Raw genomic sequence first — 22,613 nt, forward strand, 5'->3', positions numbered from 1 at the left:
GGTTTTCGTCGCAGATGTAAATCAGCCGTTCTGGCGGATGCCGGCGATCAGCCAGGGCTGGTTCTCGCCCTGACGGCGCTCCATGCGCCAACTCTCGCTGAAGGTCTCGCCCTGCTCGAAGCGGGAGCTCTTCGACACGCCGCTGAAGGTCAGGGTGGCGACGGTCTTGTCGGCCAAATCGTCCACACCGTCCAGTTGCACTTGCAGGTTGTCGATGTAGGTGGACTGGAAACCATCGCCCAGCTCGGCACGTTCCTTGCGAATGAACTCGAGCATCTGCGGAGTGACGAACTCGGCGATTTTGTCCAGCTCATTGGCGTCCCAGTGCTGTTGCAGGGCCGTGAAATGCTGGCGCGCGGCTTCCAGGAAACGCTGTTCGTTGAACCAGGCAGGCGCTTGGATCGGTGCGCGCCGCTGGGCGGTGCCCGTTGCGGCCGGACGCGGCTGGGCCGGCGTTTCCCGCTGCATCGGCGCGTGGCCGGCCATGGCCGGATGCAGCTTGCGCCGGCGGGCGGCGATCAAGCGGTATACCAGGAAGGCGATCACCGCGAGGATCAGAATGTCGAACAACTGGATGCCATCGAAGCCGTCACCCATGAACATCGAGGCCAGCAGGCCGCCGGCGGCGATGCCGGCCAGCGGACCGAGCCAGCGCGAGGCGCCGCTGGCCGGACGGGCGGGCGCCGGCGCGGCCGCGTTCGGCGCCGTGGCGGTGCTGCCGGCCGGCTGTTGCGGCTGGGCCTGGCGCATCTGGCTGCTTTGGTGGCTCGGTGCGCTGCCGGATGACTTGCCGCCGCCGAAACGCTTGGCGTTGGCGTCGAGGCTGAGGGTCATGACCACACAACAGGCCATGAAAATGCTGAGAAAACGACGCATGTGGGAATTCCTGTAGTTGAAGTCACGCAATTCATCTTGCCCAGCGGTGCCGGGGTCTGTCATTCATTATTTCCCAACCGGGAGCCGATCGCGGCCGGACACTGGGTTCGCGCCAAGGAGAAATGTTTCGAGCTTTTGCACCGGGGACCGGCTCAAGGCTGCAGCAGGCAGGCCAGCGGCAGGCTGTGCAGGCGCCGACGCAGGTAGACGCGTAGCGCCGCTTCGTCCTCCCGGCGATAACGCAGCCAGTGGGCGAAAGTGCACAGATAGACAGTGCTGAGTGCGCATTCCTCGCCGATGCGCGCGAGCCAGGCGTCGCTCCGTCCGGCCGCCTCGCGCCACCACTGCACCGTGCGGCTGATGCGCATCAGCCCCTGCGCCTGCAGGTAGATATGGCCGGGCTCGAGCTTGTAGCACAGCATCTCCCCGGTCAGGACCCGGTGCGGGGCCAGCGCGGCGAACCAGGCCACCAGCAGTTCCTCCAGCCGACCGGCGGGCGTCATCGCCGCCAGGTCGGCGTTCCGGGCCCGGGCGAGCAGGGCGGCGTCGGCCCGGTCGAACCAGGCCTCCACCAAGGCATCCTTGTCCCGGTAGTGGCGGGCAATCTCGTCGAGCCCGATATCCAGCGTGGCGGCCACGTCGAACAAGCGTAGATGTTCCCAACCGCTGCGCTCGGCGATCTGCAGGGCGGTATCGAGAATCTGCGCGGCACTCGTCATGGACTCACCTCCGCTTTCCAGTATGGCCGCTTTCGCAACGGCCAGCGTTGGCGGCGACCGGTGGCGAGGTGGTTAATAAGCCGTAGAACGCAGCAGCCGACGGATGGGTATGGGGGGACGGCAAGGCCTGGCCGAAAAGGCCGAAGTGGCTGGAAACAGTCTCCATGGGCATGGGGAAGATCAGGTTTGTCCGCGATTGGGTCACGCCGGGCAAAAGTGCCGTGAACAGGTTCGCGCCTGCCTGGGCGCCATCGAGCTGGTTCCTCCGGCCAGGACAGTGTGCAAGGCCCTGAAAAGGCCGGTAGTCAGACCGCTTCCAGCTTGGCGTAGCCGAGCATCAGCCACTTGCGGCCTTCGTCCTCGAAGTTCACCTGCACCCGCGCCTGGGCGCCGGCACCCTCGAAGTTGAGGATGATGCCTTCGCCGAACAGCGGATGGCGCACGCGCTGGCCGAGGGCGAAGGGGCTGTCCGGCACGGCAACGCCGGCGAGCAGCGAGCCCTGGCCGGCGCGGACGGCGACGGGACGGCCGGGTCCGTTGGACAGGCGCACCTCGCGCAGCAATGCCGGCGGGATCTCGCGGACGAAGCGCGAGATCCTGTTGTAGGTCTCGCTGCCGTACAGCCGGCGGGTCTCGGCATAGCTGACCACCAGGCGCCGCATGGCGCGGGTGATGCCGACGTAGGCCAGGCGGCGCTCTTCCTCCAGGCGGCCGGGTTCCTCCAGGCTCATCTTGTGGGGGAACAGGCCCTCCTCCATGCCGACCAGAAACACCTGCGGGAACTCCAAGCCCTTGGCGCTGTGCAGGGTCATCAACTGCACGCTGTCCTCGAAGTCGCCGGCCTGCTGTTCGCCGGCCTCCAGCGAGGCGTGGTCGAGGAAGGCCGCCAACGGGGTTTGCAGGCCCTCGTCCTCGTAGTGCTCGAAGGCGCGGGCGGCGCTGACCAGTTCCTCTAGGTTCTCCACCCGTGCTTGGGCCTTCTCGCCCTTTTCCGCGCCGTGGTAGGCGCGCAGTCCGGAATCCTCGACCACCACCTGGATCGTCTGCGGCAGCGGCAGTTGCTCGACCTTGAGGGCCAGGTTGTCGATCAGTTCGACGAAGGCGTTCAGCGCGCTGGCGGCGCGGCCGGAAACCAGCTTGCCGCCAACCGCCTGGTGCAGTGCGCCCCACAGCGAGAGGTCGGCCTCGCGGGCCAGTTGGCGCAGGGTCTCGACGGTCTTCTCGCCGATGCCGCGGGCCGGCAGGTTGATGATCCGCTCCAGCGCCGCGTCGTTGTGGCGGGTGTGGATCAGCCGCAGGTAGGCCACCGCGTTCTTGATCTCGGCGCGTTCGAAGAAGCGCTGGCCGCCGTAGATGCGGTAGGGGATCTTCTCCCGCAGCAGCGCCTCCTCGAGTACCCGCGACTGGGCGTTGGAGCGGTAAAGGATGGCGATCTCGCTGCGTGTCAGGCCGTCCTTGAGCGCCTGCTCGATGCTGTCGACCACGTAGCGCGCCTCGTCGTGCTCGTTGAAGGCGGCGTAGAGGCCGATCGGCTCGCCGTCGGCGCCCTCGGTCCACAGCTCCTTGCCGAGGCGGCCCTGGTTGTTGGCGATCAGCGCGTTGGCGGCCTTGAGGATGCTGCCGGTGGAGCGGTAGTTCTGCTCCAAGCGGATGGTTTCGGCGGCCGGAAAGTCCTGGCACAACCGCTGGATGTTCTCGATCCGCGCGCCGCGCCAGCCATAGATCGACTGGTCGTCGTCGCCGACTGCCATCAGGCTGGCGCCGCCCTGCGCGAGCAGGCGCAGCCAGGCGTACTGCACGGCGTTGGTGTCCTGGAACTCGTCGACCAGCATATGCCGGAAGCGCCGCTGGTAGTGCTCCAGCAGGCCCGGCCGGTCGCGCCACAGGTCGAGGGAGCGCAGCAGCAGCTCGGCGAAGTCGATCACCCCGGCGCGGGCGCAGGCCGCCTCGTAGGCCGCGTAGATCTTCGTCTGGGTAGCGAGGAACAGGTCGCCACCCGGCTGGATGTGCTGCGGGCGCAGGCCTTCGTCCTTCTTGGCGTTGATGAACCACTGCGCCTGGCGCACCGGCCAGCGCTGCTCGTCGAGACCCAGTTCGCGGATCACCCGCTTGACCAGCCGCTGCTGGTCATCGGCGTCGAGGATCTGGAAGTTCTCGGCGAGACCCGCTTCCTGCCAGTGGGCGCGCAGCAAGCGGTGGGCCAGGCCGTGGAAGGTGCCGATCCACATGCCCATCGGGCTCGTCCCGAGCAACTGCTCGATGCGCGCGCGCATTTCGGCGGCGGCCTTGTTGGTGAAGGTCACGGCGAGGATCGCGTGGGGAGAAGCATTCTCCACCTCGATCAGCCAGGCGATGCGATGCACCAGCACGCGGGTCTTGCCCGAGCCGGCGCCGGCCAGCACCAGACGCGGCCCCAGGGGAGCGGTCACGGCTTGGCGCTGGGCGGCGTTGAGTGCACTTAGCAGAAAGGAAAGGTCTTCGCGCATCAAGGCATTCTAGCGGCGGCAATGAAGACGGAGCAAACTCGGGTTACCCTACAATGCCAGACCGAGAAAGATCGTCCGATCTCTGACCTTGGAACTGGATGCGTCAATTGGAACCATGGACATGAACTTCGTTCTTTCCGCCAACGTCGTGCCACCGGCCATAGAGCCGGAGAGCATCCGAAAGCGCTACGGCGTGCAGATGGAGGCGGCCGTGAACCGTCGCCTGTACCGCGCCGCGCCGCTACCGATCATTTTGATGCTGAGCGGCGGCCTAAGCTGCGTGCTGCTGCGCTGGGAACAGCACAGCCCATCGTCCCTGGCCTGGCTGGCGCTCTGGCTGGGCCTGCTGGTCGGCTTAAGCCTGTGGCGCATCCTCGCCTTCTTCCGGACTCCGGCGGAGCGCCAGGCCGACCCTGGCTGGCGCTTCACCTTCCTGGTCGGCGCCGCGGTGTCGGGGGCGACCCTGACCCAGACCGGCATCTTCCTCCTGCCGCTGGCCACGCCGCTACAACAGGCGCTGATCCATGGCCTGCTGGCGGCAGCGACCATCTGCGCCAGCATGGCCTACGCGGCCAGCCTGCGCGCCTTCCTCGCCTTCGCCCTGCCCGCCTTGTTGCCCTCCAGCCTCTATCTGCTCAGCTTCGACAGCGGCGAACTGCAGGGCTGGGGCAGCCTCGGCCTGATCCTGCTGGCGGCTCTCGTGCTCAGCGCCTGGCAGATCAACCGGGCGACCCGCCACAACCTACTGCAGCATTACCAGAACTGTTCGCTGCTGGAGTTCGAGAAACAGAGCCGCTCGGCCGCCGCCCAACTGAACGACGAGCTGGCGCGCGAGGTGCAGTTGCGCAAGCAGGTCGAGGAAGAACTGCGCAGCGCGCAGAAAGCGCTGGAGGAGCGGGTCGACGAACGCACCCGGGCGCTCACCGCCAGCGAACGGGCGCGTCGCGAGGAAAAGGCGCTGCGTCGCTACCTCTCCAGCCACGACCCGATGACCGGTCTGGCCAACCGCAGTCTGCTGCTGCGCCGCCTGAAGCTTCTGGCCAGCCGTCCGCGGGTGCCTGGGCACGAACTGGTGCTGATGCATTTCAACCTGGATCGCTTCAAGCGGCTCAACGAAAGCCTCGGCCATCAGCTCGCCGACGAGATCGTCCGCGAGCTGGCCCGCCGCCTCGGCGGCAGCCTGCGCCGGGCGGACATCGTTGCGCGGATCGCCGTCGACGAATTCGCCGTGCTGCTCAATACCGACAAGAGCCTGGATGAAGTGGAACAGCTCGGGCGGCACCTGCTCACCCTGCTACGCCATGGAGTATCGGTGGACGAGCACGAGGTGGTGGTCAGCGCCTCGCTGGGAATCGGCCTGTTGTCCGCGGCCGGCGGCGATCCGACGACGCTGCTCTGCCAGGCGGCGATGGCCATGCGCCACGCCAAGCAGCTCGGTTGCAACACCGTGCAGTTCTACCGCGACGGCCTGCAGAGCAGCAGCCGCGAGCGCCTGCTGCTCGAAGCGCAACTGGACAAGGCGCTGGGGCGCGGCGAGCTGGAGGTGTTCTACCAGCCGAAGCTGAATTTCGCGGCGAACCGCCTGCAGGGCGCCGAGGCGCTGGTGCGCTGGCGCCATCCCCAGCGGGGCCTGGTCTCGCCGGCCCAGTTCATCCCCCTGGCCGAGGAAACCGGACAGATCGGCGCTATCGGCGACTTCGTTTTGTCCGAGGCCTGCAGCCAGGCAAGCGCCTGGCTGCAGGCGGGCATCGCCGGGCTGCGCGTGGCGGTGAACGTCTCCATGGGCCAGTTGCGCCAGGGCAACTTCGTCGAGCGGGTCGGCGCCGTGCTGGCGAGGACCGGCCTGCCGGCGCACCTGCTGGAACTGGAGCTGACCGAGAGCCAGTTGTCGGACGATGTCGAGCACCTGACCCGGGTGTTCGGCGCGCTGCGCGCTTTGGGCGTGCGCCTGGCGATCGACGATTTCGGTACCGGCTATTCGTCGCTCGGCTATCTCAAGCATCTGCCGGTGAACGTGGTGAAGATCGACCAGATCTTCATCCGCAGCCTCGACGGCTCCGGCCGGGGCGGCGATGCGGCGATCATCCGGGCAATCATCGTCATGGCCCACAACCTGGGCCTGGAGGTGGTCGCCGAGGGGGTCGAGGAGCCGGCGCAGCTCGAGTTCCTGCGCGAGCACGGCTGCGACGAGATCCAGGGTTATCTGATCGGCCGGCCGGTGGAGGCGGCGATCCTGACCAGCCGCTTGCACGAGCAGACCGCGCAGCCATCCTGCGCGGTCGATTGAGTCTCAGCCGCGGGTGGTGGCGCCGTCCAACTCGCGCATCAGGAGGGCATGGCCGAGGTTTACGTCTTCCGGCACCGGCAGGTAAAGGATGTGGCCGTCGCCCGGGGCTACCTCGGCGCGCTCGCCGCGCTTGTTCTCCAGCGTCTCCAGGCGGAAGTTCAGGTTGCCCCGGGGAGTCATCAGCTCCAGGCGGTCGCCGAGGGCGAAACGGTTCTTCACCTGCACCTCGGCCAGACCGTTGCGGCGCTCGCCGGTCAGCTCGCCGACGAACTGCTGGCGTTCGGACAGCGAATAGCCATGGGCGTAGTTCTGGTATTCGTCGTGTACGTGGCGGCGCAAAAAACCCTCGGTGTAGCCGCGATGGGCCAGCGATTCCAGGGTATCCATCAACGACTTGTCGAATGGCCGGCCGGCCACCGCGTCGTCGATCGCCTTGCGGTAGACCTGGGCAGTGCGCGCCACGTAGTAGTGGCTCTTGGTGCGGCCCTCGATCTTCAGCGAATGCACGCCCATCTTCACCAGCCGCTCGACGTGTTGCACGGCGCGCAGGTCCTTGGAGTTCATGATGTAGGTGCCGTGCTCGTCCTCGAAGGCTTCCATGTACTCGCCCGGCCGCTTGCTCTCCTCGAGCAGCATCAGCCGCCGGGTGGGCGCGCCACTGCCCAGGGTCGGCTCGGCCGGCTGCGTCCGGACCGGCTCCTGGACGTGGACGATATTGCCCAGTTCGTCTTCTCTGCCCTCGTGCGCCTGATACTCCCAGCGGCAGGCGTTGGTGCAGGTACCCTGGTTGGGATCGCGGTGGTTGATGTAGCCGGACAGTAGACAGCGACCGGAATAGGCCATGCACAGCGCGCCGTGGACGAACACCTCCAGCTCCATGCCCGGCACCCGCTCACGCATCTCGCCGATCTCCTCCAACGACAGCTCGCGGGAGAGGATCGTCCGGGTCAGCCCCTGGCGGCGCCAGAACTCCACGCTGGCCCAGTTCACCGCGTTGGCCTGTACCGAGAGGTGGATGGCGATTTCCGGAAAGTGCTCGCGCACCAGCATGATCAGTCCCGGGTCGGACATGATCAGCGCATCCGGTTGCATGTCGATCACCGGCTGCAGGTCCTTGAGGAAGGTTTTCAGCTTGGCGTTGTGCGGGGCGATGTTGACCACCACGTAGAAGCGTCTGCCCTGGGCGTGGGCTTCCGCGATGCCGAGCGCCAGGTGGGCATGATCGAATTCGTTGTTACGCACCCGCAGGCTGTAGCGTGGCTGCCCGGCGTACACCGCATCGGCGCCGTAGGCAAAGGCGTAGCGCATGGACTTGAGGGTGCCGGCGGGAGACAGCAGTTCGGGACGGAAGGCAGAAGCGGTCATGGCGCAGCGACTCGCGGGCTAGTAGCGAAAGGGCGAAGATTCTACTGCGCTTTGCCGGAACGCGCGCCTTTCCGGTGAATACGGGCGACGGCCGTCGTTTCCATGCTTTTCGTACGGTACAGCTTCTGCACGCAATGCCGGAAAGCCCGGCGAACGGGTAGTTACAGCCAGGTGGTTTATACCAAGGTAGGAAATCGCCTGGCGTGTATTGATCCAGGTCAATGGAATAATTACGTTTTGTTTCAAGGTTTGGCCCGTCATAGCGTATCTGGCACCGCTCGCCTGCTGACGTTAAGGAGGAATGGTCGCCCGAGCCAGTGGTTCAAGGAAGCAGAAACCCAGCAATGTTCCTCGAAGGAGCCATTATGAAGAACTTCGCGATCCCGACCCTAATCCTCGGCCTGTTGGCTTTCGCTGGCGCGCATGCCGCCGAGGCGGTCGAGGGAACCGAGGAACAGACCACCGGCAAGTCGCTGGGTGGCATGAACGGCATGATGATCGGCGCCATCGGCGGTCCGCTCGGCATGCTGATCGGGGCGGGTGTCGGCGCGCTGTTCGGCGGCAGCGCCCAGGAGGCTGCCGGCCTCGGCGAACGCGATCACGAGGCCGAGGGCGCCGACGGCGAGAAGAAGCTACTGCACGCGCCCAACTGAGTCAGCCGTTTCTCGACCTGTCTTCCCGCATCCCGTTCCGGGAGCCTCCGTTTCTGCCTCTTCACTTGTGCCCCTTCGCGCCGGTCTCCATCCAGATCGCGCAGGCCGCTTCCTGCCCGCATCGTCCCTTTGCCCGTTTGCGTCATCCATTGTTCTTGAGAGCAACGAGCACGGATACGGCTACGATTACTTGATTTGGATCAATAAAAGTTCATTTTTTGGAGGGATTCCGACAAGCGTTTGTGCGTGACGCGACATTTTGTCGCGAAACGCTCCGGGAAAATTAATATAAGTTATTGATTTTAAATGAAAAAACTTCTGGCATGTTTCGTGGAATGACCATGTCGTAAGCCTACTGAAAGTTCCTCGGAGGAACCGCCATGAAAAAGTTCGGCATCCTGGCTCTGACCTTCGGCCTGCTGTCCATCGGCACCGCCAACGCAGACGAGATCGTTCGTGAAGTGAAGAACCAGACCTCCGGCAAGGCAATGGGTGGCATGATGGTCGGTGCCGGTGTCGGGGCGCTGTTCGGCGGCTCCGTCCAAAAAGCGGCCAATGGCAGCGACCGCGCCTACGTGGTTCATACCGACAGTGGCGAATTGAAGACGGTACGCTCGCCGAACCGTACCTTCGCCGCCGGCGACAAGGTCAAGATCCGCGGCAACCGTCCGTATCCGAAACGGCCCAAGACCACCGCCCTGGCCGATGCCGGCGACAATCTGCGCGCCATCCGCTAAGAGTTTTCCGGCCCGGACCTCCGACCGGGCCGATACCGCGTTAGGCTCTCCCGCCCCCCCCTGCCCCCCCTGGCGATCGAAGCGGCGGGAGAGCCGCCCTCACTTTTCCACGTCAACCATGCCGTCGGCCCATCCGCGCAACCGGGGCCGTATCGGCGTCTTTGCGTTTTCCGCCCGTCCGCGAGCCGGATGCCCCGGTCCTCTCGCCGGGTTTCCCGGCGTCCTCGTCTTCACAAACGCTGCGGGGGGTCGAATCGAGATGGATGTCGATATGCTCGATCATGGCTCCGGGTATCGAACGGAGCGGCGACGGCATGCCGGTTTCGGCGACCCTTCCTGGTACGCCATTGCGAAAGCGCGGGACACTTATGGAAAACTCAGGCGAGCCGGTTGCGGAACAGCCAGGCGGCTAGCGGCAGGGTCAGCGCCTCCACGCAGACCATGGGGATGAAGTCGTGCCAGACCTGATCCAGCGGCGCGCCTTCCAGATACACCCGGCGCACCAGGTCGATGGCGAAGCGCAGCGGGTTGGCATGGGTGGCGATCTGGAATGCCTCGGGCATGTTGCGCACCGGGGTGGCCAGGCCCGACAGCAGAACCAGCGGCACCAGCAGCACGAAGCTGTACAGCATCGCCTGCTGCATGTTGGCCGACAGCGCCGAGATCGACAGCCCGACCCCCACCACCGCGACGGTGAACACCAGCAGGCCGACGATCAGGGCCGGCCACGCGCCGGCCATCGGCACGTCGAACCAATGGATCGAAATCAGCATCACCAGGGCCGACTGCAGCAGGCCGATGACGATGGCCGGCAACGCCTTGCCGATCATGATCTGGCTGGGCGAGACCGGAGTCACCAGCAACTGGTCGAAGGTGCCCTGCTCGCGCTCGCGCGCCACCGACAGCGCCGCCAGCATCATCACTTGGATCATGCTCAGCGAGGCGATCAGGCCCGGCAGGATATTCCAGCGCGTTTCCAGGTTCGGGTTGAACCAGGCGCGTGTCTCCAGCGTGACGGGAGGACTGGCGACTCCCGGCAGCGTGGCGTTGAAATTCGCCACCACTTCGCGGATCTGCGCGGCGGCGTTGCCCGCCGTGGTCGAGTTGCGCCCGTCCAGCAGTACCTGCAGCGGCGCGCTGCCCAGGCTGCTCAAGCGGCTGTCGAAGTCCGCGGCGAAGTGCAGCACCAGCAGCGCGTCGCCGGCATCGATGAGGTCGGCGATCCGTGCCGGCGAATGCAGCGTGGCCACGCGATGGAACCTGCCGGTCCCGTCCAGCCGCGCCAGCAGGCGCATCGATAGCTCGCCACGGCTCTGGTCGAGCACCGCATAGGGCACGTCGTTCAGGTCGAAGGTCGCGCCATAGCCGAACAGCAAGGTCTGCACGATTACCGGCGCGATCAGGATCACTCGGTTGGCCGGGTCCTTGAGCACCGCCAGAAACTCCTTGCGGCACAGGTTGGCGAGTCGATACAAGTAGTCGATCACGGCACTTGTCCTCAATCTAGGCGCTTGCGCGTCACCGCGCGCGCCAGCGCCAGCAGCGCGACCGCGTACAGGGCGAGGATCGCGCAGTTTTTGAGCACGATCGGCCAGTAGGTGCCGGCCAGGAACAGCGTCTTGACCAGCTCCATGAAGTAGGTGGCCGGCAGCAGATGCCCGACCACCTGCACCACCGGCGGCACATTGCGCAGGTCGAAGACGAAGCCCGAGAGCATCAGCGAAGGCATGAAGCTCGCCAGGATCGCGACCTGGCTGGCCAGGAACTGGTTGCGGGTGAAGGCCGAGATCAGCAAGCCGATGCCCAGCGACACGACCATGTACAGCATGCTGGCAACCAGCAGCACCGCCAACGAACCCTGAATCGGCACATCGAACAGCAGCCGGGCAGCCGCCAGGCACATGCCGAGCCCGACCAGTCCGACCGCGAAGTACGGCACCATCTTGGCTAGCAGCACCTCGCTCGGTCGCACCGGAGTGACGAACAGCGACTCCAGCGTGCCGCGCTCCCATTCGCGCGCCATCACCAGGGCGGTAAGGAAGGTGCCGACCAGGGTCATGATCAGCACGATCAAGCCGGGCACCAGGTACCAGGTACTGTCGTTAGCGGCGTTGAACCACATGCGCTCCACCGCGACCACCCCGCTTCCCGCCGCGGCGCCCCGACGGTCCCAGCGCTTCTGCTCGCCCTGCGCCAGCGCGCCTTCGACGTAGCCGCGGATCGCCGCCGAGCGGGTCGGATCGCCGCCCTGCAGCAACAGTTGCACGCGCGCATCGCCGGCAGCCGCGCGCCGCGCGAAGTCGGCGGGCAGGTAGAGCAGCGCATCGACCCGGTGTTCGTCCATCAGGCGCCGGGCCGCGGCGAGCGAGCGCACCACCGTGGTGGCCATATAGGTGGAGCCCTCTAGGCTGGCGACCGTCTCGTATGCCGCCGGCGAGGCGTCCTCCAGCGCCACCGCCAGGCGCGCGTCGCGCACATCCAGCGATAGGCCGTAGCCGAAGATCAAAATCAGCGCGATCGGCAGGCCGATGCCGATCAGCAGGTTGCTGCGGTCGCGCAGCAACTGGCGGAACTCCTTGCGAATCAGCGCCGCCAGCCGTCGCCGGAAGTCGCGCCACGCGCCGCGCCGGGTTCCCGTCATGGCGTCGGTTCCGTCGTATCGCGCGTCGCGCGTGCGCGTTCGACGATGGCGATGAAGGCCTGCTCCATGTCCAGGCGCCGCTGCGCGGTCTCGCCGGCCTGCCGCCTTACCTGCTCCGGTGTGCCCAGCGCCAGCAGCCTGCCGGCATCCTGGATGACGATGCGGTCGCAGTATTCAGCTTCCTCCATGAAATGCGTGGTGACCACGATGGTGGTGCCGGCGCTCGCCAGCGCGGTGATGCGCCGCCAGAAGCCGCGCCGTGCCAGCGGATCGGCGCCGCTGGTCGGTTCGTCGAGGAACAGGATCTCTGGCTCGTGCAGCAGCCCGACCGCCATCGCCAGGCGCTGCTTGATGCCGCCGGGCAACTGCCCGGCCGGCTGCGCTTCGTGTCCGTGCAGGTCGAATTGCGCGAGCACCGCCTGCATGCGTTGGCGCAACGCGGCGCCGCGCAGGCCGTAGGCGCCGCCGAAGAAACGCAGGTTTTCCTCCACCGTCAGGTTCGCGTACAGGGCGAACTTCTGCGACACGTAGCCGATGCGGCCGCGCGCCTGGGCGCGCGCGCTGCGCAGGTCGAGCCCAGCGACGCGCGCTTGGCCGCTGCTCGGCGGCAGCAGCCCGCAGAGCATGCGGAAGGTGGTGGTCTTGCCCGCGCCGTTGGGGCCGAGCAGGCCGAAGATCTCGCCGCGCCGCACGCTGAAGCTGGTCTTGTCGACCGCGACGAAGTCGCCGAAGCGGCGCACTAGGTCGCGCACCTTGATGACCGGGGCGTCTTCCCCGGTTACAGCGTCGCCCGAGCCTTCGGACATGGCCCGGGCGGCTTCGGCCGGGCGCTCGCCGCTGCGCGCGCGCAGCAACACCATGAAGCCATCCTCCAGCTTCTCGGCCACCGGCCGCAGCGTCCGCGCGGGCAGCCCGAGTTCGGCCAGGCCTGTAGCGCCGCGCAGGATGAAGTGCACGCGCCCGCCATGCGGCACCGCATCGACGATCGCCGCGTCGTCGAGCAGCCGCGCCTGGAGCAGGCGCGGCGGCTGTCCCGGTGGCGGCTCGGCGTCGTGGCACAGGCCGCGGGCATGCGCGGCGATCTCGGCGGGACCGCCGCTGGCCAGGACACGGCCTTCGTGCAGCACGTGGACCTGCGCGCAACGCTCGGCCTCGTCCATGTAGGAAGTCGCCAAAAGTACCGACAGGCGTTCCTGCGTCACCAGGCGCTGCACGATCTCCCACAGTTCGCGCCGCGACAGCGGATCGACGCCGACGGTGGGCTCGTCCAGCAGCAACAGTTCCGGCGAGCGCACCAGCGTGCAGGCCAGGCCGAGCTTCTGCTTCATGCCGCCGGACAGCTTGCCCGCCGGGCGCCCGGTGAAGCGCTCGAGGTCGGTCATCTCCAGCAACCGGGCGAAACGCTCGCGGCGCACCGGCAGCGGCAGCGCATGCAGATCGGCGTACAGGTCGAGGTTCTCCTGCACGCTCAGGTCCTCGTAGAGGCCGAAGCGCTGCGGCATGTAGCTGATGCGGTCCTGCACCGCCTGCGGCTGGCGCGTCACATCCAGGCCCAACACCGACAATTCGCCCCGGTCCGGACGCATCAGCCCGGCGACTAGCCGCAAGAAGGTGGTCTTGCCAGCGCCGTCCGGTCCGACCAGCGCGGTGAGTGCGCCATGCGCCACCCGCACGTCGACCTCGTCGAGCGCGGCCAGACGGCGCCGCGTCGCGGGGTCGGCGAAGCGCTTGCCGACCCCGCGTGCGTCTACGGCCAGGATCTCGTCGGCGCTCATGGTCGTTCCTGCGACTTTGCATCGGCGACCAGCCGGACCGTGGCGGGCATGCCCAAGCGCAGTCTGTCGCGCGGATCGTCGACGAGGATGCGCACCTCGTAGACCAAGGTAGTGCGCAGGTCCTCGGTCTGCACGGACTTGGGCGTGAACTCGGCGACCGAGGAGATGAAACCCACCCGTCCGTCGATCGGTGCGTCCGGTGCGCTGTCGGTGACGACCGTGGCGGCCATGCCCGGCCAAATGCGGCCCAGTTCGACTTCGTTCACATAGGCGCGCACCCATTTGGGGTCGTTCAGCGCCAGCGTGTAGGCCGGCTGCTGCGGCGAAGCCATGTCGCCCGGCTCCAGCAGCCGCGCGCGCACCACGGCGGCCTGCGGCGCGCGTAGCTCGGCCAGATCGATGCGGTGCTGCAGCAATGCCCGCTCGGCCTGCGCCGCCCGCAATTGCGCCTCGGCGCGGGCGATGTCCTCCTGGCGCGGTCCGATCCTGGCCAGGCGCTGCGCCTGTCGTTGTGCGTCCAACTGCGCCTGCGCTACGCGCAACTGGGCCTGGGCGTTGTCCAGATCCTGCCGGCTCACGGCGTGCCCGCCGGTCCGCATGGATGCGTCGTGCAGGCGCCGGAATTGCAGGCGGCTGCGCTCGACCTCGGCGGCGGCGGCGACGACTTGGGCGTCGGCCTGCGCGATCTCCTCCGGGCGGCTGCCGTTGCGCAGGGCCAGCAGGCTCTGTTCGAGTACCTCGACCTGCGCCACGGCCTGCTCCAACTGCAGTCGAAGGGTGCGCGTGTCCAGCATCGCCAGCACCTGCCCGGCGCGGACGCGGTCGCCTTCCTCCACGCGCATCTCGGCGATCCGGTCGCTGCCTTCGAAGGCCAGCGCGACCTGGCGGATATCGACGTTTCCGTACAGGGTCAGGGTATCGCCGGGGCCGTCGTTGCGCCGCTGCCACCAGTACAGGCCGCTGGCGACGAGCGCGGCCGACAGGAGCGCTACCGCGAGAAAACGCTTTTTCGTCATGGATGGACGCCCGGACTCCGTGGAGTTCGAATATAAATTTGAATTTAATTTGATCTATACTGGATCGGTCTTTTCTTGTCCAGTCATTGGCAATGTCCGTCTCCCGCAAGCGCTCCGCCACGAACCGAACCCCCGCCCTCGCCGGCAAGGGGCGACAGCCCAGGGCCGACGGTGATGCCACCCGTATCGAGATCATCGAGACGGCCGGCCGCCTGTTCGCCGAGCGTGGCTACCTCGGTACCACCAGCAAATCGATCTGTGAGCAGGCTGGCGTCAACATCGCGGCCATCAACTACCACTTCGGCAGTCGCGACGGGCTTTACCTGGCCGTGCTCAAGGAGGTCCACCGCCGCTTCATGAGCATGGAGTTCCTGCGGGAGCTTTCCGCCAGTACCTTGCCGGCGGCCGACAAGCTGCACCGCTTCCTCGTCGAACTGGTCCGCCATGTCCTGGATGCCGACAACTGGACGATGCAGGTGTGGGCGCGCGAAATACTGTCGCCCACGTCATTGTTGGAGAGAGTCTTCCAGGAGGAAACGCAGCCCAAGTTCGAGGTGCTCGCCACGATCGTCGGCGAGATCGCCACCATCGCGCCCACCGACCCGCGGATGCCGCGGCTGGTCCTCAGCGTGATAGCGCCTTGCCTGGTCATGCTGATCGTCGACCGCCGCTGCGCGACGCCGATTCAGCCGCTGTTCGCACAGTCGCCGGCGACGCTGGCGGACGGTCTGTGGCGGTTCGCCATGGCCGGTCTGGCCGACCTGCAGCGCGCTTAGGCGCCAGGCGGTGGGCGAGACGGAAGCGGAGGATTCCGGGCAAAAAAAACCCGGACTTCGTGTGGGGGAGGAAGAAGCCCGGGGTTCAACTCCGGACCCCGAAGTGTCCGAATATCTGCCAACATTTAACACAACAAGGAGCATCGAAAGGCTTTTCAGCCAGTCGTGCCGGGTCTGACTGCACGATCACACCAAAAGTTCAGTCGGAGCGGCGAACGGGACTCTGGCACGAAGGAGCGGCTTTTCCGGGGGCGCTTTCCCGCTGGCTTGGCGATGGCCGGCTCAGTGCGCCTCGTCCCAGTTGCCGCCGACCCCAGTCTCCACGAGCAGCGGCACGTCCAACTCGGCGGCGCTGCTCATGCGCGGCAGCAGGCCGGCCTTGAGCGCCTCGACCTGATCCTCGCGCACCTCCAGCACCAGTTCGTCGTGCACCTGCAGAATCATCCGTGCATCCAGCCCGCTCTCCAGCAGCCAGGCATCCACCGTCACCATGGCACGCTTGATGATGTCCGCCGCGCTGCCCTGCATCGGCGCGTTGATCGCGGTGCGCTCGGCGGCTTTGCGCAAGGCGCCGTTCTTCGATTGGATCTCCGGCAGGTACAGGCGGCGGCCGAACAGGGTTTCCACGTAGCCCTGTTCGGCGGCCTGCGCCCGGGTGCGCTCCATGTAGGCGAGCACGCCGGGATAGCGGGCGAAGTAACGGTCGATGTAGGCCTGCGCCTCCTTGCGCTCGACGCCGATCTGTTTGGCCAGGCCGAAGGCGCTCATGCCGTAGATCAGCCCGAAGTTGATCGCCTTGGCGCTGCGCCGCTGATTCGCGCTGACCGCTTCCGGGGCGACGCCGAACACCTCGGCGGCGGTCGCCCGATGCACGTCCAGGTCGTTTTGGAAGGCGTGCAAGAGGCTCGTATCTTGGGCTAGGTGGGCCATGATGCGCAGTTCGATCTGCGAATAGTCGGCGGCTACCAGCCGGTAGCCCTCGGGCGCGACGAAGGCCTGGCGGATGCGCCGGCCCTCGGGGGTACGGATCGGGATGTTCTGCAAGTTCGGGTCCGAGGAGGACAGCCGCCCGGTGGCGGTCACCGCCTGGTGGTAGCTGGTATGGATGCGTCCGGTACGCGGGTTGATCTGCTGCGGCAGCTTGTCGGTATAGGTGCCCTTGAGCTTGTTCAAACTGCGGTGGCGCATGATCACCTGGGGCAGCGGATAGCCCTGCTCGGCCAGGTCGGCGAGCACGCTCTCGGCGGTGGACGGCTGGCCCTTGGCGGTCTTGGAGAGCACCGGCAGGCCGAGCTTGTCGTAGAGGATGGCGCCGAGCTGCTTGGGCGAGGCGAGGTTGAAGGGTTCGCCGGCCAGCTCGTGGGCCTCGTGCTCCAACTGCTGTAACTTCTCGCCCAGTTCCAGGCTCTGCTCGCCGAGCAGCTTGGCGTTGACCAGCGCGCCGTGCCGCTCGATGCGCGCCAGCACCGGGACTAGCGGCATTTCGATCTCTTTCAGTACCTTCGCCAGCGCCGGGATAGCTTCGAGCTTCTGCCACAGGCATTGGTGCAGGCGCAGAGTCACGTCGGCGTCCTCGGCGGCGTAGGGGCCGGCCTGCTCCAGGGCGATCTGGTCGAAGGTCAGTTGCTTGGCGCCCTTGCCGGCGATGTCCTCGAAGCGGATGGTGGCCTGGCCGAGGTATTTCAGCGCCAAGCTGTCCATGTCGTGGCGGGTCGCCGTGGAATCCAGCACGTAGGACTCCAGCATGGTGTCGTAGGCCACGCCGCGCACCTCGATGCCGTAATGCGCCAGCACGTTCATGTCGTACTTGGCGTGCTGGCCGACCTTGGCTCTGGCCGGGTCTTCTAGGATCGGCCGGAGCGCGGCGAGCACCGTGTCGCGGTCGAGCTGGTCGGGCACGCCCATGTAGCTGTGCGCCAGCGGGATGTAGACCGCCTCCAAGGGCGCGACAGCGAAGGACAGGCCGACCAGTTCCGCCTGCTGGGCGTCCAGGCTGGTGGTCTCGCTGTCGAAGGCGATCAGCTCGGCCTGCTGCAGCTTGTCCAGCCAGGCCGCGAAGCGTTCCCGGTCGAGCAGCGTCTCGTAGTGCGTGCCGGGCGTTGCCGGGTCCGCTGCGGGGCCGGCGGCATGGGCTTCGCGCAGCAGCTCGTCCAGCCAGCTTTTGAATTCCAGTTCGCGGTAGAGGGCGATCAGCGCCTCGCGGTCCGCCGCCGCCGGATGCAGCGCATCGATCTCGATATCCAGCGCCACGTCGGTCTTGATGGTCGCCAGCCGGTAGGACAGGTAGGCCATCTCGCGGTGCTCCTCGAGCTTGGCGGCCAGCGACTTGGCGCCGCGGATCGGCAGCGTCGCCACCCGCTCGAGGTTAGCGTAGATGGTATCGAGGCCGCCGCCCAGGCCCTGCAGCAGGCCGAGCGCGGTCTTCTCGCCGACTCCCGGCACGCCGGGGATGTTGTCCACCTTGTCGCCCATCAGTGCCAGGTAGTCGATGATCAGCTCGGGACCGACGCCGAACTTCTCCACCACCCCGGCATGGTCCAGCACGCTGCCGGTCATGGTGTTGACCAGGGTGATGTAGCCGTCGACCAATTGCGCCATGTCCTTGTCGCCGGTGGAGATCACCACCGGCCGGCCGTCGAGTGCGCTGCCGCGCGCCAGGGTGCCGATCACGTCGTCCGCCTCCACTCCCTCGACGCACAACAGCGGCAGGCCAAGGGCGCGCACGCAGGCGTGCAGCGGCTCGATTTGCACCCGCAGATCGTCCGGCATCGGCGGGCGGTGCGACTTGTAGTGCTCGAACAACTCGTCGCGGAAGGTCGGCCCCTTGGCATCGAACACCACCACGAAGGGGCTGTCCGGGTATTGCCTGCGCAGGGCCAGCAGCATGTTCAGCACACCCTTCACCGCCCCCGTGGGCGTGCCGCCGGAGGTGGCCAGCGGCGGCATCGAATGGAAGGCACGGTACAGATAGGAGGAGCCGTCCACCAGGACGAGGGGAGTCGGGGTCATGATGAAGAATCAACCTTTTCCGCGGGTGCGGCGCTAAAATGAGAGGACCATTGACGACGAAAGGACAAGGTTATCATGCACACCTTCCCTCGCCTGCTGCTGGCCAGCCTGCTGGCTTTGGGCGCGTTCGGCGCCTTCGCCCAGCAGGATACGCCGTCCGGCGAACCGGACGTGACGATCCGCGAGGAGGACGACAAGACCATCGAGGAATACCGCGTCAATGGTTTCCTTTATGCCATCAAGGTCACTCCCAAGTTTGGCAAACCCTATTTCCTGGTACGCGCCGATGGCAACGATGCCAATTTTGTGCGTTCCGACGAGCCGACCATGCGGATCCCCGCCTGGAAAATCTTCGAATGGTAAGCGAGCCCTCCTGAACATGTCGGTCTTCACTCCTCTCGAACGCCACGAGCTGGAAGCCTTCGTCGCGCCCTACGGGCTCGGCCGGCTGCTGGATTTCCAGGGCATTGCCGAAGGCAGCGAGAACAGCAACTTCTTCGTCACCCTGGAGCAGGGCGAGTACGTCCTGACCCTGATCGAACGCGGGCAGATGGACGATCTGCCGTTCTTCATCAAACTGCTCGATGTGCTGCACGCGGCCGACTTGCCGGTGCCCTACGCCCTGCGCACCGGCGACGGCCTAGCTTTGCGCAAGCTGGCCGGCAAGCCGGCGCTGTTGCAGCCGCGCCTGTCCGGCAAGCACGTGCAGGAGCCCAATGCGCAGCACTGTCGCGAAGTCGGCACGCTGCTCGCCCGCCTGCACCTGGCGACCGGCAAGAACCCGCTGCCGCGACCTAGCGACCGCGGCCTGGAATGGATGCTGGAGAAGGGCCCGGAACTCGCCCTGCAACTGCCGGACGAACAACTGCCGCTGCTGCGCGAGGCGCTGGCCGAGGTCGCCCGGCTGAAGAACCGCCTGCTCCCCCTGCCCATCGCCAACCTGCACGCCGACCTGTTCCGCGACAATGCGCTGTTCGACGGCCCGCACCTGACCGGAGTGATCGACTTCTACAACGCCTTCGCCGGCCCCATGCTCTACGACCTGGCGATTACCGTGAACGACTGGTGCTCGAAGGAAGACGGCAGCCTCGATCTGCAACTCACCCAGGCCATGCTCGCCGCCTACTCCGCCAAGCGTCCGTTCCGCGCCGCCGAGGCCGAACTCTGGCCGGCCATGCTGCGCACCGCCTGCCTGCGCTTTTGGCTGTCCCGATTGATCGCCGCCCAGGCCTTCGCCGGCCAGCAGGTGCTGATCCACGATCCCGAAGTGTTCCGCCGCCGCTTGCAGGCGCGTCGCCATGTCCAGGTCGCCCTGCCCTTCGCCCTGTAATCCGCCCTCCTTTGCAAGGTCGCTCGATCCCCAGGCAGGGTGGAAAAGCGCGTAGCGCTTTTCCACCCTGACGCCGGGAAACCGGCTATGGGCGAACGAATGCCAGGATCGCTTCCAGCGTCCGCGCGGCGCCTTCCCCGAAGAGCATGGTCATGTGGTTGCCGGGCACCTCGACGCAGCACCCGTCGGCCACCGCGGCGACCGTCTCCAGCGCCTGCTCGCGCGGCAGGACCGGCGGCGTTCCGGGCGGCCCGTAGGCGCCCGGGGCATTGACCAGCAGCATGGGCTGGCGGACGGCGGCGAGAATGCCGGGCCAATCCTCGGCGAGCAGCCTGTCGAGCGCTTCGCCGATCGCCTCGGGACGCGAGCGTGGCTTGACCGTGCCGTCGCCGCGGATTTCCACGTCGGCTCGGTAGGCGCTCTCGATGGTCGGTTCCCACCAGCCCGCGTAGAACGGCAAGCGCTTCATCGTCGCCAGGTATTCGTCCCAGGAGGGATGCACCTTGCCCAGGCGCTCCAAAGAAGGCTGGATCAGCTCGCGCACCTGCGGGTGGAAGGAGCCGGCGGCGTCGAGCACCACCAGCCGGGCGACCCGCTCCGGATAGTGTGCCGCCATGTACAGGGCCAGTAGGCCGCCGAACGAATGCCCGCCCAGCACCAACCGCTCCAGCCCCAGTGCATCCAGCAGACCGATCACGTCGGCGGCATGCTCGGCCATGCCGTAGCCGCTGTCCGGCTTGTCGCTCAGTCCGCGCCCGCGCAGATCCACGGCCAGCACCCGCAACGCCGGGCTCAGGCCCGCCGCGATCAGGCCGTCGAAGGCATGGGCGTTAGCGGTCAGGCCGGGCATTAGCAGCAACGGCGGATCGCCGCCGGGGTGATCCAGACAGTGCAGTCGAATGCCGTTGGTCTGTACGAACCGCTCCATGGGCTGCTTCCTCCGATGATGGGCGGTGACGGGTGAAGGCAGCCTGAACGGCTTGCCTTCGATGTTCAGAGGATAGCCGAACGATCCGCGGGAGCCCGAAGCCGGCGGGGCGACGGTTGCCAGTCAATAGGGCACATAGTTCTCCAGTTCCTCGATGCGCTGCTCCGCCCGCTCCTGCATGCAGCCGATATGGACGAGGGTGCGGATCGTGCCCGAGGCATGCATGGCGTACTGCGCGGCGCAGTCGGCCTCGCGGAACTTGATCCACGCCCGCTGGGCTTCGAGCAGCTTCTGACGCATCGCCATGTAGCTATCGAGCTCCGTGTCCGGCTGGGACAAGTGTTGCACCAGCTTCTGATAGGCAGCATTGAGCTTGCGCTCGACCTTCGCCTGTTCGAGGGCGGCACAGTGCTCGAGATCCGGCGTGGAAACCGCTGCCCCGCAATCGATGGGGGCCTCCGATGCCGCGCTCGGCAGCGTTGCGGACAGGCAAAGAGCGAGAGCCGGCAGGCACAACGACAGAGGGTATGCTGCCATCCGGACGCGAGAGAAAGATGGTCGGCGGCGATGGCGGAACTTCATGACAAATTTCCGAAAGTTGCGATCCATGAAAGAAGCTTTTCGTATCCGGCGAATCCCACGTGTCCGACACACAAGGCCGGCACCAGCAGGATAGCGCCGAACAGAAGCTTCAGAACGGCGCCAGAGGTCAATCCAAGGAGAGTGCCATGAGGAGGCCGCCAATAAAGAAGAGCATGCCGGTCAAGACAAGTTGAGGCCGGCTCATATAACGAGGCGCTGCATGAAGCGTTCCGATGGGGAAGCCAGGTCCACCAAAGCATCGTCTGAAACAGCGTTTTCCCAAGTGGCCGAAGGGCACTCGTGAATCCGGAAAGGCACTCCTGCAGCACATGGGATGCCCTTCGGCGTGTCCCGGCGCCGCCGACTGGCCGACTGTTGGGGCAAGGCTACTCTTGGGGTCAGGATCCGGAGTTTTCTGCCATGCCAGCCCGGCCACCCTTGTATTCCAGCCGGCGAGCGAACTCGCCCAAGCCGGTATTGGCAATGACCTTGCTCGGCTTCGGGTTGCGGGTCAGGTTCTTCACGGCGAGGGATTCGACGCAGACCACTTGGTTCTCATTGATCGGTCTGCAAGACAGCTTGTGCAAGCGGTCCATGCGGTATCGGAGATTCTGGCGTGAATACAGGTCACCTTCAGCAGGGCCTTGGCGCGGTTCTTCGAGCCGAGCTTTTTCCTGCTCGGCCGACGCTGCGCCAGGGCCAATTGGGTCACGTATCTAGCGTTATGGCGGGGATCGCCGATGCGTTCGCCCTCGCTGGTGACGAACAAGTCTTTCAGGCCCAGGTCGATGCCGATCATTTGCGGTGTGATGGGCAAAACTTCAGATTCGAACTCGCACAGGCAGGACACGAAGTACCGGCTTGCAGAGTCTTTGGAAACGCTGATGGTGGACGGCTCGCCAGGAAGCGGCCGGCTCCAGCGGATATCCAGCGGCGTCCCGGACTTGGCCAGGTACTGCTTGCCGTCCCGGTAGCTGAACGCCGACCGGGTGAACTCGGCGAACTGGCGATGCTTCCTGCTTTTGAATGCCGGGTACTTCGTGCGGTCCGCAAAGAAGTTCCTGAATTCGATCTGCTGATGGCGAAGGCATTGCTGCAGCGGGATGCACGACACCTCGTTCAGCCACGGCAACTCGCCGGAGCGCTTGAGCCTGGTGAGTTCCGCATTGGCTTCCAGATACCCGACCTTCTCCTGCTGCCGGAAGAATGCATCGGTTCGCCAGCGCAGGACATGGTTATAGACAAAGTGCGTACAGCCGAACGTTTGAGCCAGCAATTGCGCCTGCTCAGGTGTCGGGTAGAAGCGGTATTTGTACGCACGGTTCATGCATCACATGTTGCCATCCGCAATGTGAAAATGACCACATCGAAACGGAGGAAGCGGGAGCAGGGGTGCTCTGCGGGCGCCGTGCTATCCCTCCCCAGACTAAAAG

At 66.2% G+C, this 22,613-nt stretch carries 19 protein-coding genes; 6 read left to right on the plus strand and 13 right to left on the minus strand.

Annotated features, from left to right (window positions below):
- Positions 1-21: 21 nt before the first annotated feature.
- The 3 genes from ACGI6K_RS21880 to uvrD all read right to left on the minus strand — a co-directional run bounded on the left by ACGI6K_RS21880 (position 22) and on the right by uvrD (position 4,081).
- Complete coding sequence (locus ACGI6K_RS21880) at positions 22-876, minus strand: Tim44 domain-containing protein (RefSeq protein WP_376947282.1); 855 nt, start codon at positions 874-876, stop codon at positions 22-24.
- Positions 877-1,028: 152 nt separating this feature from the next.
- The gene (locus ACGI6K_RS21885; protein WP_376947280.1) at positions 1,029-1,595 is read right to left on the minus strand and encodes a TetR/AcrR family transcriptional regulator; all 567 of its coding nucleotides are present in this window, start codon (positions 1,593-1,595) and stop codon (positions 1,029-1,031) included.
- 305 nt (positions 1,596-1,900) lie between these two features.
- Positions 1,901-4,081 (minus strand): DNA helicase II, encoded by a 2,181-nt coding sequence (gene uvrD, locus ACGI6K_RS21890; protein ID WP_376947278.1) that lies wholly within the window; start codon positions 4,079-4,081, stop codon positions 1,901-1,903.
- A 121-nt stretch (positions 4,082-4,202) separates the two neighbouring features.
- Here uvrD and ACGI6K_RS21895 point away from each other — a divergent pair, with 121 nt between their 5' ends.
- Positions 4,203-6,368 carry a putative bifunctional diguanylate cyclase/phosphodiesterase gene (locus tag ACGI6K_RS21895; protein WP_377968908.1) on the plus strand — a complete coding sequence of 722 codons (2,166 nt, stop codon included), beginning with the start codon at positions 4,203-4,205 and terminating at the stop codon, positions 6,366-6,368.
- A 3-nt stretch (positions 6,369-6,371) separates the two neighbouring features.
- On the opposite strand, the gene yegQ is transcribed toward ACGI6K_RS21895, so the two are convergent.
- Positions 6,372-7,733, minus strand: a complete 1,362-nt coding sequence (gene yegQ / locus ACGI6K_RS21900) for a tRNA 5-hydroxyuridine modification protein YegQ (protein ID WP_376947274.1) — start codon at positions 7,731-7,733, stop codon at positions 6,372-6,374.
- Positions 7,734-8,098: 365 nt separating this feature from the next.
- On the opposite strand from yegQ, the gene ACGI6K_RS21905 reads away from it, so the two are divergent.
- Together ACGI6K_RS21905 and ACGI6K_RS21910 are read left to right on the plus strand one after the other, a co-directional pair.
- Complete coding sequence (locus ACGI6K_RS21905) at positions 8,099-8,386, plus strand: hypothetical protein (protein WP_376947272.1); 288 nt, start codon at positions 8,099-8,101, stop codon at positions 8,384-8,386.
- 380 nt (positions 8,387-8,766) lie between these two features.
- Positions 8,767-9,123, plus strand: a complete 357-nt coding sequence (locus ACGI6K_RS21910; RefSeq protein WP_376947270.1) for a hypothetical protein — start codon at positions 8,767-8,769, stop codon at positions 9,121-9,123.
- A gap of 377 nt (positions 9,124-9,500) precedes the next feature.
- On the opposite strand, the gene ACGI6K_RS21915 is transcribed toward ACGI6K_RS21910, so the two are convergent.
- The 4 genes from ACGI6K_RS21915 to ACGI6K_RS21930 are packed head-to-tail and all read right to left on the minus strand — an operon-like array spanning position 9,501 to position 14,555.
- On the minus strand, positions 9,501-10,610 hold the full coding sequence (locus ACGI6K_RS21915) for an ABC transporter permease (protein ID WP_376947268.1): 1,110 nt from the start codon (positions 10,608-10,610) through the stop codon (positions 9,501-9,503).
- Between the two features lie 11 nt (positions 10,611-10,621).
- The gene (locus ACGI6K_RS21920; protein WP_376947266.1) at positions 10,622-11,764 is read right to left on the minus strand and encodes an ABC transporter permease; all 1,143 of its coding nucleotides are present in this window, start codon (positions 11,762-11,764) and stop codon (positions 10,622-10,624) included.
- A complete protein-coding gene (locus tag ACGI6K_RS21925) occupies positions 11,761-13,539 on the minus strand; it encodes an ATP-binding cassette domain-containing protein (protein ID WP_376947264.1) in 1,779 nt (592 codons plus the stop codon). Before ACGI6K_RS21925 ends, ACGI6K_RS21920 begins: the two co-directional genes overlap by 4 nt.
- Entirely contained in the window at positions 13,536-14,555 is a 1,020-nt protein-coding gene (locus tag ACGI6K_RS21930) for an HlyD family efflux transporter periplasmic adaptor subunit (RefSeq protein ID WP_376947262.1), read from the minus strand. The genes ACGI6K_RS21925 and ACGI6K_RS21930 overlap by 4 nt, the downstream gene beginning before the upstream one ends.
- 92 nt (positions 14,556-14,647) lie before the next feature.
- Here ACGI6K_RS21930 and ACGI6K_RS21935 point away from each other — a divergent pair, with 92 nt between their 5' ends.
- Complete coding sequence (locus tag ACGI6K_RS21935) at positions 14,648-15,331, plus strand: TetR/AcrR family transcriptional regulator (protein WP_376947260.1); 684 nt, start codon at positions 14,648-14,650, stop codon at positions 15,329-15,331.
- A gap of 282 nt (positions 15,332-15,613) precedes the next feature.
- Here ACGI6K_RS21935 and polA read toward each other — a convergent pair whose 3' ends face one another.
- The gene (polA, locus tag ACGI6K_RS21940; protein WP_376947258.1) at positions 15,614-18,340 is read right to left on the minus strand and encodes a DNA polymerase I; all 2,727 of its coding nucleotides are present in this window, start codon (positions 18,338-18,340) and stop codon (positions 15,614-15,616) included.
- 75 nt (positions 18,341-18,415) lie between these two features.
- Here polA and ACGI6K_RS21945 point away from each other — a divergent pair, with 75 nt between their 5' ends.
- Both ACGI6K_RS21945 and ACGI6K_RS21950 read left to right on the plus strand, forming a co-directional pair.
- On the plus strand, positions 18,416-18,703 hold the full coding sequence (locus ACGI6K_RS21945; RefSeq protein ID WP_376947256.1) for a DUF2782 domain-containing protein: 288 nt from the start codon (positions 18,416-18,418) through the stop codon (positions 18,701-18,703).
- Positions 18,704-18,719: 16 nt separating this feature from the next.
- Positions 18,720-19,670, plus strand: coding sequence for a homoserine kinase (locus tag ACGI6K_RS21950; RefSeq protein WP_376947254.1), 951 nt, complete (start codon positions 18,720-18,722; stop codon positions 19,668-19,670).
- Between the two features lie 85 nt (positions 19,671-19,755).
- Here the strand turns inward: ACGI6K_RS21950 and ACGI6K_RS21955 are convergent, their stop codons facing one another.
- From ACGI6K_RS21955 to ACGI6K_RS21970, 4 genes are all read right to left on the minus strand, one after another.
- Positions 19,756-20,598, minus strand: coding sequence for an alpha/beta fold hydrolase (locus tag ACGI6K_RS21955; RefSeq protein ID WP_376947252.1), 843 nt, complete (start codon positions 20,596-20,598; stop codon positions 19,756-19,758).
- A 123-nt stretch (positions 20,599-20,721) separates the two neighbouring features.
- Entirely contained in the window at positions 20,722-21,135 is a 414-nt protein-coding gene (locus ACGI6K_RS21960) for a lysozyme inhibitor LprI family protein (RefSeq protein ID WP_376947250.1), read from the minus strand.
- Between the two features lie 443 nt (positions 21,136-21,578).
- Positions 21,579-21,704: a hypothetical protein gene (locus tag ACGI6K_RS21965; protein WP_376947248.1), complete on the minus strand. Its 126-nt coding sequence runs from the start codon at positions 21,702-21,704 to the stop codon at positions 21,579-21,581.
- A complete protein-coding gene (locus ACGI6K_RS21970; RefSeq protein ID WP_376947246.1) occupies positions 21,701-22,507 on the minus strand; it encodes an RNA-guided endonuclease InsQ/TnpB family protein in 807 nt (268 codons plus the stop codon). The genes ACGI6K_RS21965 and ACGI6K_RS21970 overlap by 4 nt, the downstream gene beginning before the upstream one ends.
- Positions 22,508-22,613: the final 106 nt, after the last annotated feature.

Source organism: Azorhizophilus paspali, assembly GCF_043587585.2.
GTDB classification, from domain to species: domain Bacteria; phylum Pseudomonadota; class Gammaproteobacteria; order Pseudomonadales; family Pseudomonadaceae; genus Azotobacter; species Azotobacter paspali.

Bases quoted from the DNA above. Each gene is read 5' to 3' on its own strand.
- ACGI6K_RS21960 (WP_376947250.1), bottom strand. From the start codon at position 21,135: ATGGCAGCATACCCTCTGTCGTTGTGCCTGCCGGCTCTCGCTCTTTGC.
- ACGI6K_RS21885 (WP_376947280.1), bottom strand. From the start codon at position 1,595: ATGACGAGTGCCGCGCAGATTCTCGATACCGCCCTGCAGATCGCCGAG.
- ACGI6K_RS21930 (WP_376947262.1), bottom strand. From the start codon at position 14,555: ATGACGAAAAAGCGTTTTCTCGCGGTAGCGCTCCTGTCGGCCGCGCTC.
- ACGI6K_RS21905 (WP_376947272.1), top strand. From the start codon at position 8,099: ATGAAGAACTTCGCGATCCCGACCCTAATCCTCGGCCTGTTGGCTTTC.
- uvrD (WP_376947278.1), bottom strand. From the start codon at position 4,081: ATGCGCGAAGACCTTTCCTTTCTGCTAAGTGCACTCAACGCCGCCCAG.
- ACGI6K_RS21895 (WP_377968908.1), top strand. From the start codon at position 4,203: ATGAACTTCGTTCTTTCCGCCAACGTCGTGCCACCGGCCATAGAGCCG.
- ACGI6K_RS21955 (WP_376947252.1), bottom strand. From the start codon at position 20,598: ATGGAGCGGTTCGTACAGACCAACGGCATTCGACTGCACTGTCTGGAT.
- ACGI6K_RS21910 (WP_376947270.1), top strand. From the start codon at position 8,767: ATGAAAAAGTTCGGCATCCTGGCTCTGACCTTCGGCCTGCTGTCCATC.
- ACGI6K_RS21970 (WP_376947246.1), bottom strand. From the start codon at position 22,507: ATGAACCGTGCGTACAAATACCGCTTCTACCCGACACCTGAGCAGGCG.
- polA (WP_376947258.1), bottom strand. From the start codon at position 18,340: ATGACCCCGACTCCCCTCGTCCTGGTGGACGGCTCCTCCTATCTGTAC.
- ACGI6K_RS21925 (WP_376947264.1), bottom strand. From the start codon at position 13,539: ATGAGCGCCGACGAGATCCTGGCCGTAGACGCACGCGGGGTCGGCAAG.
- ACGI6K_RS21920 (WP_376947266.1), bottom strand. From the start codon at position 11,764: ATGACGGGAACCCGGCGCGGCGCGTGGCGCGACTTCCGGCGACGGCTG.
- ACGI6K_RS21950 (WP_376947254.1), top strand. From the start codon at position 18,720: ATGTCGGTCTTCACTCCTCTCGAACGCCACGAGCTGGAAGCCTTCGTC.
- ACGI6K_RS21880 (WP_376947282.1), bottom strand. From the start codon at position 876: ATGCGTCGTTTTCTCAGCATTTTCATGGCCTGTTGTGTGGTCATGACC.
- yegQ (WP_376947274.1), bottom strand. From the start codon at position 7,733: ATGACCGCTTCTGCCTTCCGTCCCGAACTGCTGTCTCCCGCCGGCACC.
- ACGI6K_RS21935 (WP_376947260.1), top strand. From the start codon at position 14,648: ATGTCCGTCTCCCGCAAGCGCTCCGCCACGAACCGAACCCCCGCCCTC.
- ACGI6K_RS21945 (WP_376947256.1), top strand. From the start codon at position 18,416: ATGCACACCTTCCCTCGCCTGCTGCTGGCCAGCCTGCTGGCTTTGGGC.